The 16020-nt window shown below is 70.0% G+C and carries 13 protein-coding genes; 6 read left to right on the top strand and 7 right to left on the bottom strand.

The window, feature by feature from the left end; all coding sequences use genetic code 11:
* Nucleotides 1-56: 56 nt before the first annotated feature.
* Together amaB and FOB47_RS01250 are read right to left on the bottom strand one after the other, a co-directional pair.
* Complete coding sequence (gene amaB / locus FOB47_RS01255; protein WP_174779715.1) at nucleotides 57-1577, bottom strand: L-piperidine-6-carboxylate dehydrogenase; 1521 nt, start codon at nucleotides 1575-1577, stop codon at nucleotides 57-59.
* Complete coding sequence (locus FOB47_RS01250) at nucleotides 1574-2740, bottom strand: saccharopine dehydrogenase family protein (protein WP_174779714.1); 1167 nt, start codon at nucleotides 2738-2740, stop codon at nucleotides 1574-1576. Before FOB47_RS01250 ends, amaB begins: the two co-directional genes overlap by 4 nt.
* 244 nt (nucleotides 2741-2984) lie before the next feature.
* Here FOB47_RS01250 and FOB47_RS01245 point away from each other — a divergent pair, with 244 nt between their 5' ends.
* Nucleotides 2985-3434 (top strand): Lrp/AsnC family transcriptional regulator, encoded by a 450-nt coding sequence (locus FOB47_RS01245; RefSeq protein WP_053822624.1) that lies wholly within the window; start codon nucleotides 2985-2987, stop codon nucleotides 3432-3434.
* Between the two features lie 152 nt (nucleotides 3435-3586).
* Complete coding sequence (gene dapB / locus FOB47_RS01240) at nucleotides 3587-4396, top strand: 4-hydroxy-tetrahydrodipicolinate reductase (protein ID WP_053822625.1); 810 nt, start codon at nucleotides 3587-3589, stop codon at nucleotides 4394-4396.
* A 158-nt stretch (nucleotides 4397-4554) separates the two neighbouring features.
* Here the strand turns inward: dapB and FOB47_RS01235 are convergent, their stop codons facing one another.
* The 4 genes from FOB47_RS01235 to FOB47_RS01220 all read right to left on the bottom strand — a co-directional run bounded on the left by FOB47_RS01235 (nucleotide 4555) and on the right by FOB47_RS01220 (nucleotide 9662).
* The gene (locus FOB47_RS01235) at nucleotides 4555-5346 is read right to left on the bottom strand and encodes a hypothetical protein (protein WP_053822626.1); all 792 of its coding nucleotides are present in this window, start codon (nucleotides 5344-5346) and stop codon (nucleotides 4555-4557) included.
* Nucleotides 5347-5443: 97 nt separating this feature from the next.
* Nucleotides 5444-6925, bottom strand: coding sequence for a chloride channel protein (locus tag FOB47_RS01230; protein WP_174779713.1), 1482 nt, complete (start codon nucleotides 6923-6925; stop codon nucleotides 5444-5446).
* 123 nt (nucleotides 6926-7048) lie between these two features.
* Entirely contained in the window at nucleotides 7049-7978 is a 930-nt protein-coding gene (locus tag FOB47_RS01225) for a Bug family tripartite tricarboxylate transporter substrate binding protein (protein ID WP_174780806.1), read from the bottom strand.
* A 178-nt stretch (nucleotides 7979-8156) separates the two neighbouring features.
* Nucleotides 8157-9662, bottom strand: coding sequence for an acyl-CoA synthetase (locus tag FOB47_RS01220; protein WP_174779712.1), 1506 nt, complete (start codon nucleotides 9660-9662; stop codon nucleotides 8157-8159).
* Between the two features lie 181 nt (nucleotides 9663-9843).
* Here FOB47_RS01220 and FOB47_RS01215 point away from each other — a divergent pair, with 181 nt between their 5' ends.
* From FOB47_RS01215 to FOB47_RS01200, 4 genes are all read left to right on the top strand, one after another.
* Nucleotides 9844-10767: a LysR family transcriptional regulator gene (locus FOB47_RS01215; protein ID WP_174779711.1), complete on the top strand. Its 924-nt coding sequence runs from the start codon at nucleotides 9844-9846 to the stop codon at nucleotides 10765-10767.
* A gap of 145 nt (nucleotides 10768-10912) precedes the next feature.
* Nucleotides 10913-11434, top strand: a complete 522-nt coding sequence (locus FOB47_RS01210) for a winged helix-turn-helix transcriptional regulator (RefSeq protein ID WP_144425842.1) — start codon at nucleotides 10913-10915, stop codon at nucleotides 11432-11434.
* Nucleotides 11418-12917 carry an MATE family efflux transporter gene (locus tag FOB47_RS01205; protein ID WP_244959246.1) on the top strand — a complete coding sequence of 500 codons (1500 nt, stop codon included), beginning with the start codon at nucleotides 11418-11420 and terminating at the stop codon, nucleotides 12915-12917. Before FOB47_RS01210 ends, FOB47_RS01205 begins: the two co-directional genes overlap by 17 nt.
* 149 nt (nucleotides 12918-13066) lie before the next feature.
* Complete coding sequence (locus tag FOB47_RS01200) at nucleotides 13067-14206, top strand: metallophosphoesterase (RefSeq protein ID WP_174779710.1); 1140 nt, start codon at nucleotides 13067-13069, stop codon at nucleotides 14204-14206.
* A 109-nt stretch (nucleotides 14207-14315) separates the two neighbouring features.
* Here FOB47_RS01200 and ettA read toward each other — a convergent pair whose 3' ends face one another.
* Complete coding sequence (gene ettA / locus FOB47_RS01195; RefSeq protein ID WP_174779709.1) at nucleotides 14316-15983, bottom strand: energy-dependent translational throttle protein EttA; 1668 nt, start codon at nucleotides 15981-15983, stop codon at nucleotides 14316-14318.
* Nucleotides 15984-16020: the final 37 nt, after the last annotated feature.

Genomic DNA, 16020 nt, shown 5'->3' with positions numbered 1-16020 from the left:
CAAAGAGCTGGCGGCCGGCCGCCTTTCCGCCTTTCCACGTTCGCGCTTTCCCGGCCTCACAGATCGAAGCGGATGCCCTGCGCCAGCGGCAGCGCGTCGCCATAGTTGATCGTATTGGTGGCCCGCCGCATATAGCCCTTCCACGCATCCGAGCCCGATTCGCGCCCGCCGCCGGTCGCCTTCTCTCCGCCGAAGGCCCCGCCGATTTCCGCGCCGCTGGTGCCGATATTGACGTTGGCGATGCCGCAGTCGCTGCCGGCCGACGACAGGAAGCGCTCGGCCTCGCGCAGCGACTCGGTGAAGATGCACGACGACAGGCCGTGCGCCGCCGCATTGTTCAGCGCGATGGCCTCCTCCAGCGAGGTGTACGGCATCAGGTACAGGATCGGCGCGAAGGTCTCGGTCAGCATGGTGTCGTGCTGCGTGTCGGTGACCACCAGCGCCGGCCGCATGTAGCAGGCATGCGGATAGCGGTCGGCCAGCAGCCGTTCGCCGCCATGCACGGCGTTGCCCTGGGCGCGGCAGCTGGCCAGCGCATTGGCCATGTTGTCGCCGGCGGCGCGGTCGATCAGCGGGCCGACCAGCGTGCCGGCCTCGAGCGGATCGCCGACCGGCAGGCGGGCGAAGATCTGCGTCAGCTGCTCGCGCACCGTGCCGAACAGATCGGCATGGACGAAGGCGCGGCGCAGCGTGGTGCAGCGTTGTCCGGCCGTGCCCGCCGCGGCGAACGTCATCGCGCGCAACGTCAGAGAAAGATCGGCCGACGGCGCGACGATGGCCGCATTGTTGCCGCCGAGTTCGAGGATGCTGCGCTTGAACTGCCCGGCGCAGGCGAAGCCGACCTCGCGCCCCATCCGCGTCGAACCGGTCGCGCTGACCAGCCGCACATCGGGATGCGCGACCAGCCGCTCGCCCAGTTGCCGGCCGCCGCACAGCACCGTGGCGATGCCGGCTTGCTCGGGCGCCGCGGCCTCGATCACGCGATCGAGCAGCGCCTGCACCGCCAGCGCGCATTGCGGCGTCTTCTCCGACGGCTTCCATACCACCGCGTTGCCGCACACCAGCGCCAGCGCGGCGTTCCACGCCCACACCGCGACCGGGAAGTTGAACGCCGAAATCACGCCGCAGACGCCGAACGGATGCCAGGTCTCGCGCATCGCATGCTGCGGCCGCTCGCTGGCGATCGTCAGCCCATGCAGCTGTCGCGACAGGCCGACCGCGAAGTCGCAGATGTCGATCATCTCCTGCACCTCGCCCAGCCCTTCCTGCAGGATCTTGCCGGTCTCGAGCGAGACCAGTTCGCCGAGCGCGCCACGGTGTTCGCGCAGCACCTCGCCGAAGCGCCGCACCACCTCGCCGCGCACCGGTGCCGGCACCAACGCCCAGCCGCTCTGCGCGGCATGGGCCTGGGCGATGCGGGCGTTCGCCTCGTCGGCACTGCAGGCCGCGATATGGCCGAATACCTCGCCGTCGATCGGCGAACGCGCCGGCAGCGCGCCGGGGCCGCCGGCACCGTCGCGCCAGGGAATGGGCTGGCCGATGGCGCGCCAGCAGCGCTCGAATGCGTCGGCTTTCATGCGAGGGCCTCCTGTAGCGGATGGCAGGTGTAGTGCCTGCCGAAACGATTGGCGAGGAAGGCCTCGAGCCGCATGTCCTCCTGGCGGACGAAGCCCCGTTGCGGCAGCTGGCCGGCGATCACCATGTCGAGCGCGGCGCAGACGCCCGCGGCGGTGGTCAGCTGGATCGCGTTCAGATGGCCGTGCTCGCCCTCGGCGCCGCCGATGCGCGCGGAGAACGACGCCTGCGTCAGCGGGCCCAGCCGTCCGTCCTCGCCGGCCGTGCGTCCCGTGGCGCTGGCGAACACGACCACCACGTCCTGCTCGGTCAGCGGAATCGCGCTGTCGAAGATCTCGCGCAGCCAGTCGCGCCGTTCGCGCAGCCGCAGATCGTCGAGCAGCAGCTTGATCACCGCGCAATGGCCAGGATAGCGGATCGACTTGTAATCGACGTGGCGGGCGCGCCCGGCCAGCGTTTCCGGCAGCGTGCCGAGCCCGCCCGAGGTATGGAAGGCCTCGTACTCGATGCCGTCCAACGCGAAGCTCTCCAGCCCCTCCAGCGCCGGCACCTCCACGCGGCGGCCGTCGACGATGGCCTCGCACGGGTTGCAGTACTCGTTGATCAGACCCTCGGTGCTCCAGGTCAGGTTGTACTTCAGCGCATTGTTCGGATAGCGCGGCAGCGCGCCGACGCGCATGCGCAGGTCCAGCAGCTGGCCGCCGCCGCGCAGAAAGCGCTGCGCCAGGTCATGGCCGACCACGCCGATGAAACCGGGCGCCAGTCCGCATTGCGGCATCAGCACCGCGTGCGCATCGTTGGCCAACGTGCGGATCGCGCGCGTCGCGGCGACATCTTCGGTCAGGTCGAAATAGTGCACGCCCATTTCAGCAGCGACGGTCGCCACCGGCACCGCGGCGTGGAACGGCAAGGCGTTGATCACCGCCGCGGCGCCTGCCAGCGCGTCGATGCAGGCCTGCCGCTCGGACGGATCGGCCACGCGGGTGGAGACGCCCGCTGGCAGCGCGTCGAGCGCGTCGCGGTAGCGGTCGACCACGGTCACCGCATAGTCGCCGGTGTCCTGCAGCATGCCGGCGATGGTGCGGCCGATCTTGCCGGCACCGAGCACGGTGACGGGCAGCGCCGCACCGGAGCGAGCCGAAGGGAAGGAAAGGTTGTTGTTCATGACGGTCCTCCGACGCGGGGAAAGGAAGCGCGCTGGTCGCGCCGGCCATGGCTGCGCAGCAGTTGCACCGCCATGCCGTGATCGAAGTATGGTCCGCGGTGGCGTCGGATTGAACAGACAACATTGACGAAAACCCGCCATAATCGGTCGATTCGTCGGCCTGTCTCGACGAAACGACGAGATGCCGGCGCCGCTCGCATACCGAAGACCCACTGGAGACCGGAGACCGGAGACCGGAGACCGCATGACCGACCTCGACCAGACCGACCGCCACCTGTTGTCGCTGCTGCAGGCCAATGCGCGCGACAGCGCCGCCAACCTGGCGCGCAAGCTCGGCATCGCCCGCACCACCGTGGTCGCGCGCATCGCGCGGCTGGAGCGGCTCGGCGTGATCGCCGGCTATGGCGTGCGGCTGGGCCAGCAGATGGAGGACAACGCGATCCTGGCCTTCTGCGGGCTGTCGGTGCAGCCCAAGACCGCGCCGACGGTATTGCGCGCGCTGCAGCGCTTCCCCGAGGTGGTGGAGCTCGATTCGGTCAGCGGGCCGGTCGACTACATGGCGGTGATCCGTTGCGATACGCACGCGCGGCTGGACAGGCTGCTCGACGAGATCGGCGCGCTCGACGGCGTCAATCACACCAGCACGTCGATCGTGCTGGCGCGCAAGATCGATCGGCGGCGCCCCGTGGGGTGACGGGCAGCCTCGTCTTCGGCGCCGGGTCGCCCTCCCCCGCCCGATGCCGCGCGCTTGCCTGCGCACATCGCGCAAACGCGGCAAACTGGCGGGCCGTCCGCGGCAACGCGGACATCGCAACATCGCAACATGGCACCAGGAGGAATCTGCCGATGAACACACCAATCCGTGTCGCCGTGGGCGGCGTGACCGGCTGGGCCGGCGGCGAACTGGCGCGCGGCGTCGCGCACGCGCAGGACATGACGCTGGTCGCAGGGCTCTCGCGCGGCGCGGCCGGCCAGACGCTGGCGCAGCTGACCGGCCACGCCGGCACGCCGGGCAAGGCGGTGGCGAGCATCGCCGAACTGGCGGGCACGCCGTACGACGTCTACGTGGAATACACGAAGCCGGACATCGCCAAGCACAACATCCTGCAGGCGCTGGCGCAGGGCGCCCATGTGGTGGTGGGTACCTCGGGGCTGTCGGACGAGGACTATGCGGAGATCGACGCCGCCGCGCGCGCGGCCGACCGCGGTGTGCTGGCCTGCGGCAATTTCGCCATCACGGTGGTGCTGCTGCAGAAGTTCGCCGAGATGGCTGCGCGCCATCTGGATCAGTGGGAAATCATCGACTACGCCAAGGCGGGCAAGGTCGATGTGCCGTCGGGCACCGTGCGCGAGCTGGCCTACCGGCTAGGACAGGTCAAAGCGGCTACGCAGACGGTGCCGCTGGACCAGGTCAAGGGACCGGTCGAGACGCGCGGCGCGACGATGTCCGGCACGCAGGTCCACGCGGTACGGCTGCCCGGCTATCAGCTCGGTGTCGAGGTGATCTTCGGCGCCGACGGCCAGCGGCTGCATCTGAAGCACGAGGCCGGCGACGGCTCCAAGCCCTATGTGTCCGGCGCGCTGCTGGCGATCCGCAAGGTGCATACCCTGCGCGGCGTCGTGCGGGGATTGGACAAGGTGATGGAGGGCCTGTAGGGCGGCAGGTACTCCAGGTACGCCGGGCATCGTCGCCCCCGCGATGGCGGGGGCGCAGCGACTGTTGCCGTGCTCGGCGACCGGTACCTCGCTCCATCGGGCGGCCGAGTTCCCGCCTGCGCGGGAACAACCGGACATGCGGACGACACGGGCCGTGCTTACCAGCTGCCCGGCTTGCCGTCGCCCTCGCCTTTCTTCGGCTTCTGCGCCACGGCCTTCGGCGCGCTCGGTGCCGAGGCGGCGCCGGGGTTCAGTTGCTGCGTGATCGCCGCATCCTTCTGCGCCATCACCGTGCGGGCGCGCGGCAGCAACAGCTCGATGCTGCCGGTGTCGGGATCGTCGGGAATCGAATAGACCTCGACCGTCAGCGGCGCCTGCATCCAACCGGCGTGGACGCTGTTGACCGTCTTGCCGTCCTTGTCCAGCAGCGCGACCTGCTCCTCGCGGAACGGCTTGCCGTAGCGCGCGGTCAGCGTGCGCAGCGTCGACTGTTCCGAGCGCACGCCGTCGGTCGGCACGATCAGGCCGACCAGCGCATTGCGATCGACCACCGCCAGCGCATGCGGGCCGTCCATGAAGGCCGGGCGCTGCTTGCGCGGCACGCCGACCTGGCGCATCGCGCCATCGCCGCGCACTTCCACGCAGAAGGCGGTCACATCGGTGCCGTCCGGCGTGCGCTTGTCCGCGCAGTCGGGCAGGTCGGGCATCGGATTGCCGATCTTCAGCGTGCCGAGCATTGGCGCCAGCAGGTCGGCCGTGGATGGCGAGGAGGGGTTCTGGACAGGCCTGGCGGCATTCGCTGCGGGAGCGGCGGAAGCCGCGGGGGCGGCATTCGCGGGTGAAGCCGTGGAAGCGGAGGCCGCACTGGCCGCATGGACTGCAGGCGCCGCAGCCAGCACACCGGCCGCGGCAAGACCGGCCACAGCCAGGCCGGCAAGATGGAATCGCATTCAAGCTCCTGATATTAGGGTCGGGCGTTGGAGCAACCCCACCGCCCGTTGTTCCGGATGTGACGCCGACGCGGGCCCCGAGGTGCAAACGATCGGTCTAAGGCGCCGTTGGCGCCGCCTTGCGCTCGATCTGCACGGCCTCGCGGCGGAACGCGTGACCGACTTGGTGATAGAACGGCCGCGGGCTGAACTGGCGCGACAAGAACGAGGCAAGCAGCGACGCGGCCAGCAGGAACAGCGTCAGGTCCTGCGAGCGCGTCATTTCCATCACGATGACGCTGGCGGTGATCGGCGCCTGGGTCGCCGCCGCGAGGAAGGCCGCCATCGAGACCAGCGCCAGCACGCGCGGCTCGCCGATGCCGCCGACCAGATGGGCAACGTTTTCGCCCAGCCCCGCGCCGATCGCCAGCGCCGGCGTGAAGATGCCGCCCGGCACGCCGGCGAAGTACGACACCACGGTGGCGCCCAGCTTGGCCAGGCCAAACGCCACGCCGGTCACCGGTTCGCCATTGATCAGACCCGCCGCCTGCTCGTAGCCGGTGCCGAACGTCGCGCCATCGGTGGCCCAGCCGATCGCCGCGGCAATCAGGCCGCAAACGAACGCCACCCGGATCGGATGCGCCGCGGGCCAGCCGCGCCAGCGCGCGGGCAGCATGCCCGGCACGCCGCGAATCAGCGCCTTGGCGAACAGGCCACCGAGCAGGCCATTGATCAGCGCGCACAGCAGCACCGGCCCCCAGGCGTCGTCCAGCGCCAGGATCGGCGTCCTGACGTTGAAATACGGATTGTTGCCGAACAGCGCCAGCGACACGAAGCCCGCTGTCAGCACGCCGGACAGCACCAGCCGGTCCCAGCGCACCGCCGTGCCGCGGCCCAGTTCCTCGATCGCGAACACCACGCCGGCGAGCGGCGTATTGAAGGCCGCCGCCAGGCCACCGGCCGCGCCCGCGGCGATCAGCGCGTTGGGATGAAAGCCGATGCGGAAGCGCAGCCGCCGATGGCACCACTGGCCCCAGGCCAGCATCGCGGCGGCGCCGACCTGCACCGACGGCCCTTCCCTGCCGATCGAGGCGCCCGCCAACAGCCCGCCGGCGGTCAGCAGCACTTTCCACAGCGCCTGCCGCAGCGACACCAGCACCGACTGCGCCGGCCCCGCCGGCGGCAGCGTGACCGCGGCGATCACTTGCGGAATGCCGCTGCCGCGGGCCTGCGGCGCCAGCCGGATCGTCAGCCAGCGCAGCGTCGCCAGGCCAAACGGCAGCATCACGAAGGCCAGCCACGGCGTCGCGCTGGTCAGTTGGCGGTTCCAGTGCAGCGCGATCTCGGCGATCCAGGCGAACGCCAGCGAGAACAGCGCCACCCCGCCGGCACCGCACATGAAGATGGCGTAACGGAGGGTGGTGCGGGAGATGCGGCCGACCTGGCGCGTCTTGCGCCACGCGGCCATGCGGGCACGGCGGCGCAGGCGCGCGGTCTGGGAGTCGGCTGCAGATGCCGGTTCGGCCGGTTCGGCCGGTTCGGCCGGTTCAGGCGGCGGCGGGGCCGGGCGGCGGGACGATGAGGATTCGGGCTCGGTCATGGGCACAAGACGACAGCGCGCACAACTATACCCGCTTCGGAAATCGGGCCCGGGGAAACGGGGCCGCGCTCAGCATGACGGACGCTTGCCGGTGCTGGAACAAACCCAGGCGCCCGCCCTCGCTCAATCCAGCGAAATATTCTTCGCCCGAATCACCTTGCCCCAGTGCTCCCGATCGGCGGCGACGTAGCGGTCGATCTCCGCCTGGCTCATCGGCTGCAGCACCTGCAGGCCGAGCCCGTTGAAGGTCGCGCGGAATTGCGGGTCGCGCAGGGTCTGATCGGCCGCCGCGCGCAGCTTCTCGACCGCCTCGGGCGGCGTCTGCGCCGGCACTGCCAGCCCGAACCACGTCGCCGCCTGGAAGTTCGGATAACTCTCGGCCACCGTCGGCACATTGGGCAGCACGTCGAGCCGGTTGCGGCTGGTCACGGCCAGCGCCTTCAGCTTGCCGGCCTTGATGTGCGGCAGCGAGGTGCTGACCACATCGACCATCAGCTGCACGTCGTTGGCGAGCAGCGCCGCCAGCGCCGGCGCGCTGCCGTTGTAGGGCACATGGGTCAGCTCGATGCCGAGCTCGGTCTTCAGCATCTCGGTGGCCAGCTGCAGCGCGTTGCCCAGGCCCACCGAGCTGTAGTTCAGCTTGCCGCCCTGGCTCTTCGCGTAAGAAGCAAACTCGCGAATGTTGTTGGCCGGCACCTGGGTATTGGTCACCACCACCAGCGGCACCTCGGCGCCGATGCTGAAGATCTTGAAGTCCTTCGGCGGGTCGTAGGTGATCTTCTTGTACAGCATCGGGTTCAGCACCATGCTGCCGTTGGTCGCGAAGCCGACCGTGTAGCCGTCGGCCGGCGCGCGAGCGACCAGATTGGTGCCGATCATCGTGGCGGCGCCGGGCTTGTTGTCGACCACCACCGGTTGCTTCAGGACCTTGCTCATGCCCTCGGCCAGCGCGCGGCCGAACTGGTCGGTCGAGCCGCCCGGCGTGTACGGCACGATCAGCTTGATGGGCCGGTCCGGGTACGCCGCGCCAGCCGCCGTCACGGCACCGAACATCGCCGCCAACGTCAGCGTCGACCAAAGCGCCAACCTCGCCAATTTCGGCGCCAATCTCGCCCCCACCGCGGCGATGCCGCGCCGGACCTGCCCTGCCGTTTTCGAGCCTTGCATGGTGTCTCCTCCGTTATGTCCTGCTTCCTAGTGTGCTGCGTTCCGGTCGGGGTGCCGGCCGCGTTCAGACGCGCCGTGTCCGCCCCTGCCAGTATTGGTCGCGCAAACGCCGTTTGGCGAGCTTGCCGGTCTCGTCGCGCGGCAATTGCTCGGCGATCACGATCGTGCGCGGCACCTTGAAGCCCGACAGCCGTTCGCGCAGCCAGGCGATCATCTCGGTCTCGTCCAGGCGCTCGCCCGGCATCGGCTGCACCATCGCCAGCAGCCGCTCGCCGTACTCGTCGTCGGGCACGCCAAACACCACGCAGTCGGCCACGCCCGGATAGCGCACCAGCTGGTGCTCGATCTCCGCCGGATAGATGTTGACGCCGCCCGAGATCACCATGTCCGACGCGCGGTCGCACAGGAACAGATAGCCATCGGCGTCCAGATAGCCCATGTCGCCCAGCGTCACCAGCCCGTCGACATCGATTGCGCGGCGCGCGGCGTCGTTGTGGCGGTAGGTGAAATCCGGATAGGCGGGCTGGCGCACATAGATCAGGCCGACCTCGCCGGTCTCGCAAGGCGCGCCGTCCTCGCGCAGGATGCGCACGCTGGCCTCGTCGACCGGCCGGCCCGCGGTGCCCGGCCGCGCCAGCGCATCGGCGGGCGTGGCGACGGTCACCATGCCGGCCTCGCTGGACGCATAGGTTTCGTGGATGACCGGGCCCAGCCAATCGAGCATCGCGCGCTTGACCTCGGGCGCGCACGGCGAGCCGGTCGACGCGACGAAGCGCAGCGACGACAGGTCGTAGCGCCGGCGTACCTCGTCGGGCAGCTTCAGCAGCCGCACATACATGATCGGCACCAGATAGACGACATCGATGCGATGCCGCTCGATCAGTGCCAGCACCTGCTCGGCATCGAAGCGCGGCGTCAGCACCAGCCGCTCGGCCATCTGCAGCGCGTTCTGGATAAAGACGCCGGGCGCGCTGTGATACAGCGGCGCCGACATCAGCGCGCGGCAGCCCGGCACGATGCCGATGGCCTGCGCCACCACCGAACGCATCGCGGCCTGCTGGGCGTCGAGCCGGTCGAGCGGCACCGCCTGGCGCAGCACGCCCTTGGGGCGGCCGGTGGTGCCGGAGGTGTAGGCCATATGGCCGCGCGGCGCGACGCGCGGGCCGTCGTAGCACGGCTGGGCGGCGAGCCACGGTTCGTATGCCACGGCATCGAGCCCCGCCGGGGCCGCCTCTTCGCCGACCGCCAGCACCGGCATGCCGGCCGGCACCGCCGCCTGCACCGCGGGCAGCAGGTCGGCATGGGCGATCAGCACCTTGGCGCCGCTGTCCTCCAGCAGATAGCGGACCTCGTCCGCGGTGAAATGCCAGTTGATCGGGCAGTAGTAGCAGCCGGCAGTGCGGCAGGCGTGCACGATGTCGGCGAACGGCGCGTCGTTGCGCAGCAGCACGGCAATCACATCGCCCTCCGCCACGCCAAGCGCGCGCAGGCCGCCGGCCAGCCGGCTGCCGCGCGACAGCAGTTCGTCGCCGCTGCGATGAAGATCCTGGAACCAGAGGTCCGCCGCCATGGAATGTGCTCCTTTGCGCTGGGGCGCCGCTTGCGTGCCAGCGACATCAGGCATCGGGACACGGGCGCCATATTGACCGGTCACTGTAACGGCGGGCATCGTCATCGACAATTGCCGCCCTGCGCAGCACAATGTTGAGCCCAGCGCGACAATCCCCCTGGCAATCCCCGATGGACGCACCATGGACCTGAACCTGATCCAGGCCTTCGTCGATATCGTCGACGCCGGCAATCTGGCCGAGGCCGGCCGCCGGCGCGGCGTCACGCGTTCGCAGGTCAGCCGGCAACTGCGCGAGCTGGAGATCCAGTCGGGCGCGCAATTGATGCGCCGGACCACGCGCCGGCTGGAGCTGACCGAACCCGGTCACGCGCTGTACCGCCACGGGCTGGCGATCCTGCGCGAGGTCGCGTCGGCGCAGGCGGAGATCGACAGCCTGGGCAAGACGCTGCGCGGCCATGTGCGCCTGAGCGTGCCGACCGGCCTGGGCGACACCTTTGTCGCGCCGCTGCTGCTGGCATTCGCCGAACGGCATCCGGGCATCACGCTGCGCGTGTTCTTCAACAATCGCGTCAACGACCTGATCGCGGCCGAGATCGACGTGGCGCTGAAAGTCACCTCGCAGCCGCCGCTGGACCACGTGGCGCGCGACGTCTGCGCGATCGAGTGGGGCCTCTATGCGGCGCCGTCCTATCTGGAACGGATCGGTCCGATCCGGGTGCCGGCGGACCTCGCCGCGGCCGATTTCCTGTGCCCGCCCTACTTCGCCCGCCCCTTTGAACTGCATCTGACGCGCGGCGAGGAACGCGATGCGGTGCAGTTGCTGCCGCGGCTGCAGTCCGAGCACTTCCCTTTCCTGATCCGCGCGGTGCAGGCCGGCCACGGCGTCTGCCTGCTGCCGGTCTACGCCGGCTGGCAGGACGCGCACGCCGGCCGGCTAGTCAAGGTGCTGCCGGACTGGCGGCCCGAGGGGCTGGGCGACCGGCTGTACCTGATCACCACGCCGAACCCGCATCCGCCGATGGCGACGCGGGCGCTGATCGACTTCCTGCGAGAGCAGATCCCTGCCTTGCCGGTGTTCCGCGACGCGCCCGACGGTTCCGCCTGAACGGCCAACGTACCCGACCGAACCGCTCGCAGCCAACCGCTCCTCACGCACTTTCAATTTGCAAGCTAGAATGCTTGCAAATTGAAAGTAAAAGCCATTTCGCGATCGACCGATTGCGTCATTGGCTGTCCCAAACGGAGGAGACGTGGGCCACACCGACTTTGCCAGCATGCCGTGCCCGATCGCCCGCTCGATGGCGGTACTGGGCGAGCGCTGGGCGATCCTGCTGATGCGCGAGGCCTTCTACGGCAGCACGCGCTTCGACGAATTCCAGCGCAACCTCGGCATCGCGCCCAATATCCTGAGCGCGCGGCTGAAGACGCTGGTCGAGCACGGCATGTTCGAGCGCGTGCCGGCCGACGGCGGCGCGCGCCACCACTACCGGCTGACCGACAAGGGCCGCGATTTCTTCCCGGCCTTCGTCGCGCTGAAGGCCTGGGCCGACCGCTGGATGACCGACCGCGGCCCGATGACGGTGCTGCTGGACCGGCGCACCGGCGACGAGATCGCCGCCCCGGCGCTGACCCGCGCCGACGGCAGCCCGGTCACGCTGGACGATCTGCGCGTCACCGCCGGCCCCGCCGCCGGCCACCACCTGCGCCGCCGCTTCGCGTCCGAAGCCGACACCGTCGAAGCCACGGAGGTGGGCGATGACCGAACTGCATGAGGCCGTGCGGGTGGGCGCGCCCGCCGCAGCCTTTCCGACCCGCGCTCCGGCTCGGACTCCGACTCCCGGTCCCGCTTCCGAACCCGCTTCCGAATCCGCTGCGGCTGCCGCTTCCGCTCTCACTCCCGAACCGGCTGCGGCCGGCGCCGCGAAGGCGGCCGCGACCGGTGCGGCGTCGCCCCGCACGGTGCTGCGCGCCATCGTCAAGCTGGCCGCGCCGACCAGCCTGATCGCACTGCTGCAGGCCGTCGCGCAATTGATCGAGACCTGGCTGGCGGCGCGCCAGGGCACCGCCGCGCTCGCCGGGTGGGCCGTCGTGCTGCCATTCGCGCTGCTTCTGCAGCAAATGTCGACCGGCGCGATGGGCGGCGGCGTGGTGTCGGCCATCGCCCGTGCGCTCGGTGCCGGCAAGCGCGAGGATGCGTCGGCGCTGGTGCTGCACGCGCTGATCATCGCCGTGCTGGCCGGCCTGGGCTTCGCGATCGCGCTGGCCGGCTTTCCGCATGCCGTGCTCGGCGCGGTGGCCGGCGCGACGGCCGCCGAAGCCGCCGCGAGCTATGCGATCTGGCTGTTCGGCGCCGGTGCGGTGCCGGCCTGGCTGGCCAACACGATGGCCTCGGTGCTGCGCGGCGGCGGCCGCCATGCACTGGCGGCGCGCGTGCTGTGCCTGATGTGGATCGCGTTTCCGCTGCTGGCCTGGACGCTGGCCGAAGCAGCCGGCATGGGCCTGGCCGGCATCGGCGCCGCCTTTGCGCTGGTGTCGTGGGCCGCGGCGCTCGGCATGGCGGTGGTCGTGCTGCGCGGCGGCGCGGGCTTCGTGCCGGTGCTGCGCGTGCGGCCGAACGCGGCGCTGTTCCAGCGCATCCTGTCAGTCGGGCTGGTTGCCTGCGGGCTGGCCGCCTTGGCCAATCTGGCGACGATCCTGGTGACGGCGCAGCTGCGCCCCTATGGCACCGCGGCGGTCGCGGCCTACGGCATCTCGGCGCGGCTCGAATTCCTGATGATCCCGCTGGCCTTTGGCGTGGGCTCGGCGCTGACCGCGCTGGTCGGCCGCGCGGTCGGCGCCGGCGACTGGGCCGGCGCGCGGCGCACCGCCTGGGTCGGCGCGCTGCTGGCGCTGGCGCTGGCCGGCGCCATCGGCATCGCCGTGGGGCTCGCGCCGGCGCGCTTTGCCAGCTGGTTCACCAGCGATGCGGAAGTCGCCGCGATCGCCGCGCGGGCGCTGTCGTGGATCGCGCCGGCCTTTGGCGGCTTCGGGCTCGGCATGGCGCTGTATTTCGCGTCGATGGGCGCGGGCCGGATGCGCTGGCCGATCGCGGCCGGCATCGCGCGAATCGGGCTTGCCGCGGGCGGCGGCTGGCTGCTGGCGCATGTGGGCGGCATGGGGCTGGATGGCCATTTCCTCGGCGTGGCACTCGGCATCACCGCCTATGGCGCGGTGACGGCGATCGGCGTGCGGCGCGAGGTGTGGTCGGGAAGGTAGCGACGCGGTAGGGCAGCAGCGGTACGGCTGCAGGTCAGCTGCGGCGCCCCGGGGGCACGGCGCCACCCGAGGCCCGCGCATGCGCGCGCGCCGTAACCCCGGTATCGTGCGGCTTATCGTGCCGACGCGGCACGCCTGCCCGGAGCACCATGACCCCTCGCCGCTCGATCGTGACGGCCGCGCTGATCGTCGCCCTGCTGCATCTCTATATCGGCGCGCGCCTGCTGCCCGCGCTGCCGTGGCCGCTGGCGGCAAAAGCGCTGGCCGCGCTGTGGCTCGCCATCTCGACCATATCGATGCCGACCGCGCTGCTGGCGCGCCGCTTCGAGCCACCCTGGGGCGACCGACTGTCCTGGCTCGGCATGCTGGCGATGGGTCTGTTCTCGACGCTGCTGATCCTGACCGTGCTGCGCGAACTGGTGCTGATCGCCTGCGCGCTGGCCGGCTGGTATCCGCCCGGGCTGCCGGTTTGGAGCGCGGTCGCCACCGTCGCGCTGGCGCTGCTGGTCTCGCTGCTCGGCTACTGGAACGCGCGGCGGGTCGCGCGCGTCGTCGATGTCGAGGTGCCGATCGCCGGGCTGCCCGCCGCGCTTGACGGCTTCACGATCGCCCAGCTCAGCGACATCCACGTCGGCCCCACGATCAAGCGGCCATATCTGCAGCGCATCGTCGAACGCACCAATACGCTGGGCGCCGATGCGATCGCGCTTACCGGCGACCTCGTCGATGGCAAGGTGCCCGAACTGAGCGAACACACCGCACCGCTCGGCTCGCTGCGCGCGCCGCATGGCGTCTACGTCGTCACCGGCAATCATGAGTACTACGCCGGCGCGCATGCGTGGATCGACGAGCTGCGGCGGCTGGGGCTGCGGGTCCTGCTGAACGAGCACGTGGCGATCGAGCGCGACGGGGCCACGCTGGTGCTGGCCGGCGTCACCGATTTCAGCGCCGGGCATTTCGATCCGGCACATCGCAGCGATCCCATCGCGGCGCTGGCCGGCGCGCCGGCCGATGCGGCGGTGCGCGTGCTGCTGGCCCACCAGCCGCGCAGCGCCGCGGCGGCGGCCGAGGCTGGCTTCGACCTGCAGCTGTCCGGCCATACGCACGGCGGACAGTTTCTGCCGTGGAACCTGTTCGTGCCGATGCAGCAGCCCTATGTCGCCGGTCTGCACCGCCACCGCAACATGTGGGTCTATGTCAGCCGCGGCACCGGCTACTGGGGCCCGCCCAAGCGCTTTGGCGCGCCGTCGGAGATCACGCGGATACGGCTGCGCGCCGCGGGCGCCTAGCGGCCCGGGCCCGAAACGGACGAGCCGCCCGCGAACGGGGCTCTGACGGTGTTCTCCGCTCTCCCGCCAGGCGGGAGAGGGGCCGGGGGAGAGGGAAAGCGCGATCGCTTCAACGAGCGATCGGCTTGTAGCGGATGCGCTTCGGCTTGGCCGCTTCCTCGCCCAGGCGGCGCTTCTTGTCGGCCTCGTATTCCTGATAGTTGCCGGCGAAGAACTCGACGTGCGAGTCGCCTTCGAAGGCCAGGATATGCGTCGCGATCCGGTCCAGGAACCAGCGATCGTGCGAGATCACCATCACGCAGCCGGCGAACTCGAGCAGCGCGTCTTCCAGCGCGCGCAGCGTTTCGACGTCGAGGTCGTTGGACGGTTCGTCGAGCAGCAGCACGTTGCCGCCGGCGATCAGCGTCTTGGCCAGATGCAGGCGGCCCCGTTCGCCGCCGGACAGCGTGCCCACGTGCTTCTGCTGGTCCGAGCCCTTGAAGTTGAAGCGGCCGATATAGGCGCGCGACGGCGTTTCGTAGCGGCCCACCGTCAGCACGTCGGCACCGCCGGAGATTTCCTCGAAGACCGTCTTGCTGCCGTCGAGCGCATCGCGGCTCTGGTCGACATAGGCGAGCTTGACGGTCGGCCCGATCTTGATCGAGCCGCTGTCCGGCTGCTCCTTGCCGGTCAGCATGCGGAACAGCGTCGATTTACCGGCGCCGTTCGGACCGATCACGCCGACGATCGCGCCCGGCGGCACCTTGAAGCTCAGGTTGTCGATCAGCAGCCGATCGCCATAGGCCTTCGACACGTTCTCGAACTCGATCACCTCGTTGCCGAGCCGCTCGCCGACCGGAATGAAGATCTCCTGGGTTTCGTTGCGCTTCTGGTATTCCTGGCTGTTCAGTTCGTCGAAGCGCGCCAGACGCGCCTTCGACTTGGCCTGCCTGCCCTTCGGATTCTGGCGCACCCATTCCAGCTCCTTCTTCAGCGCCTTCTGCCGCGCCGACTCGCTGGACTCTTCCTGCTTCAGGCGGTTTTCCTTCTGGTCCAGCCACGAGCTGTAGTTGCCCTTCCACGGAATGCCGTGGCCGCGGTCCAGTTCCAGGATCCACTCGGCCGCATTGTCGAGGAAGTAGCGATCGTGGGTCACCGCGACCACGGTGCCCGGGAAGCGCGTCAGGAACTGCTCGAGCCATTCGACCGACTCGGCGTCCAGGTGGTTGGTCGGCTCGTCGAGCAGCAGCATGTCGGGGCGCGACAGCAGCAGCCGGCACAGCGCGACGCGGCGCCTCTCGCCGCCCGACAGATGGCCGACCTTCGCGTCCCACGGCGGCAGCCGCAGCGCGTCGGCAGCGACTTCCAGCTGCTGCTCCGCATTGTTGCCGTCGCTGGCGGCCAGGATCGCCTCGTACTTGGCCTGGTCGGCGGCGAGCTGATCGAAGTCGGCGTCGGGCTCGGCGTAGGCCGCGTAGATTTCCTCGAGCTTCTTGCGCGCCTCGAACACCTCGCCCAGGCCGCCCTCGACCGCTTCCCGCACGGTCTGCTCGGGATCGAGCTGCGGCTCCTGCGGCAGATAGCCGATGTTCAGATTCGGCATCGGGATCGCTTCGCCCTCGATGTCCTTGTCGACGCCGGCCATGATCTTGAGCAGCGTCGACTTGCCCGAACCGTTCAGGCCAAGCACGCCGATCTTGGCGCCGGGGAAAAAGGACAGCGAAATATCCTTCAGGATCTGACGCTTGGGCGGAACGATCTTGCCCACGCGATTCATCGTATAGACGTACTGTGCCATGCGGCTTATCCGGTGAAATGACGGTGTTGGAGGGGGA

It is taken from the genome of Cupriavidus gilardii (assembly GCF_013347325.1).
Taxonomy (GTDB): domain Bacteria; phylum Pseudomonadota; class Gammaproteobacteria; order Burkholderiales; family Burkholderiaceae; genus Cupriavidus; species Cupriavidus gilardii.
The sequence above is the reverse complement of the archived record's forward strand: the minus strand, read 5'-3'. Positions and strand labels throughout refer to the sequence as shown.

What these genes read in the sequence shown, in the direction of transcription:
- amaB (WP_174779715.1), bottom strand. Translation starts at nt 1,577, where the DNA reads ATGAAAGCCGACGCATTCGAGCGCTGCTGGCGCGCCATCGGCCAGCCC.
- FOB47_RS01250 (WP_174779714.1), bottom strand. Translation starts at nt 2,740, where the DNA reads ATGAACAACAACCTTTCCTTCCCTTCGGCTCGCTCCGGTGCGGCGCTG.
- FOB47_RS01245 (WP_053822624.1), top strand. Translation starts at nt 2,985, where the DNA reads ATGACCGACCTCGACCAGACCGACCGCCACCTGTTGTCGCTGCTGCAG.
- dapB (WP_053822625.1), top strand. Translation starts at nt 3,587, where the DNA reads ATGAACACACCAATCCGTGTCGCCGTGGGCGGCGTGACCGGCTGGGCC.
- FOB47_RS01235 (WP_053822626.1), bottom strand. Translation starts at nt 5,346, where the DNA reads ATGCGATTCCATCTTGCCGGCCTGGCTGTGGCCGGTCTTGCCGCGGCC.
- FOB47_RS01230 (WP_174779713.1), bottom strand. Translation starts at nt 6,925, where the DNA reads ATGACCGAGCCCGAATCCTCATCGTCCCGCCGCCCGGCCCCGCCGCCG.
- FOB47_RS01225 (WP_174780806.1), bottom strand. Translation starts at nt 7,978, where the DNA reads ATGTTCGGTGCCGTGACGGCGGCTGGCGCGGCGTACCCGGACCGGCCC.
- FOB47_RS01220 (WP_174779712.1), bottom strand. Translation starts at nt 9,662, where the DNA reads ATGGCGGCGGACCTCTGGTTCCAGGATCTTCATCGCAGCGGCGACGAA.
- FOB47_RS01215 (WP_174779711.1), top strand. Translation starts at nt 9,844, where the DNA reads ATGGACCTGAACCTGATCCAGGCCTTCGTCGATATCGTCGACGCCGGC.
- FOB47_RS01205 (WP_244959246.1), top strand. Translation starts at nt 11,418, where the DNA reads ATGACCGAACTGCATGAGGCCGTGCGGGTGGGCGCGCCCGCCGCAGCC.
- FOB47_RS01200 (WP_174779710.1), top strand. Translation starts at nt 13,067, where the DNA reads ATGACCCCTCGCCGCTCGATCGTGACGGCCGCGCTGATCGTCGCCCTG.
- ettA (WP_174779709.1), bottom strand. Translation starts at nt 15,983, where the DNA reads ATGGCACAGTACGTCTATACGATGAATCGCGTGGGCAAGATCGTTCCG.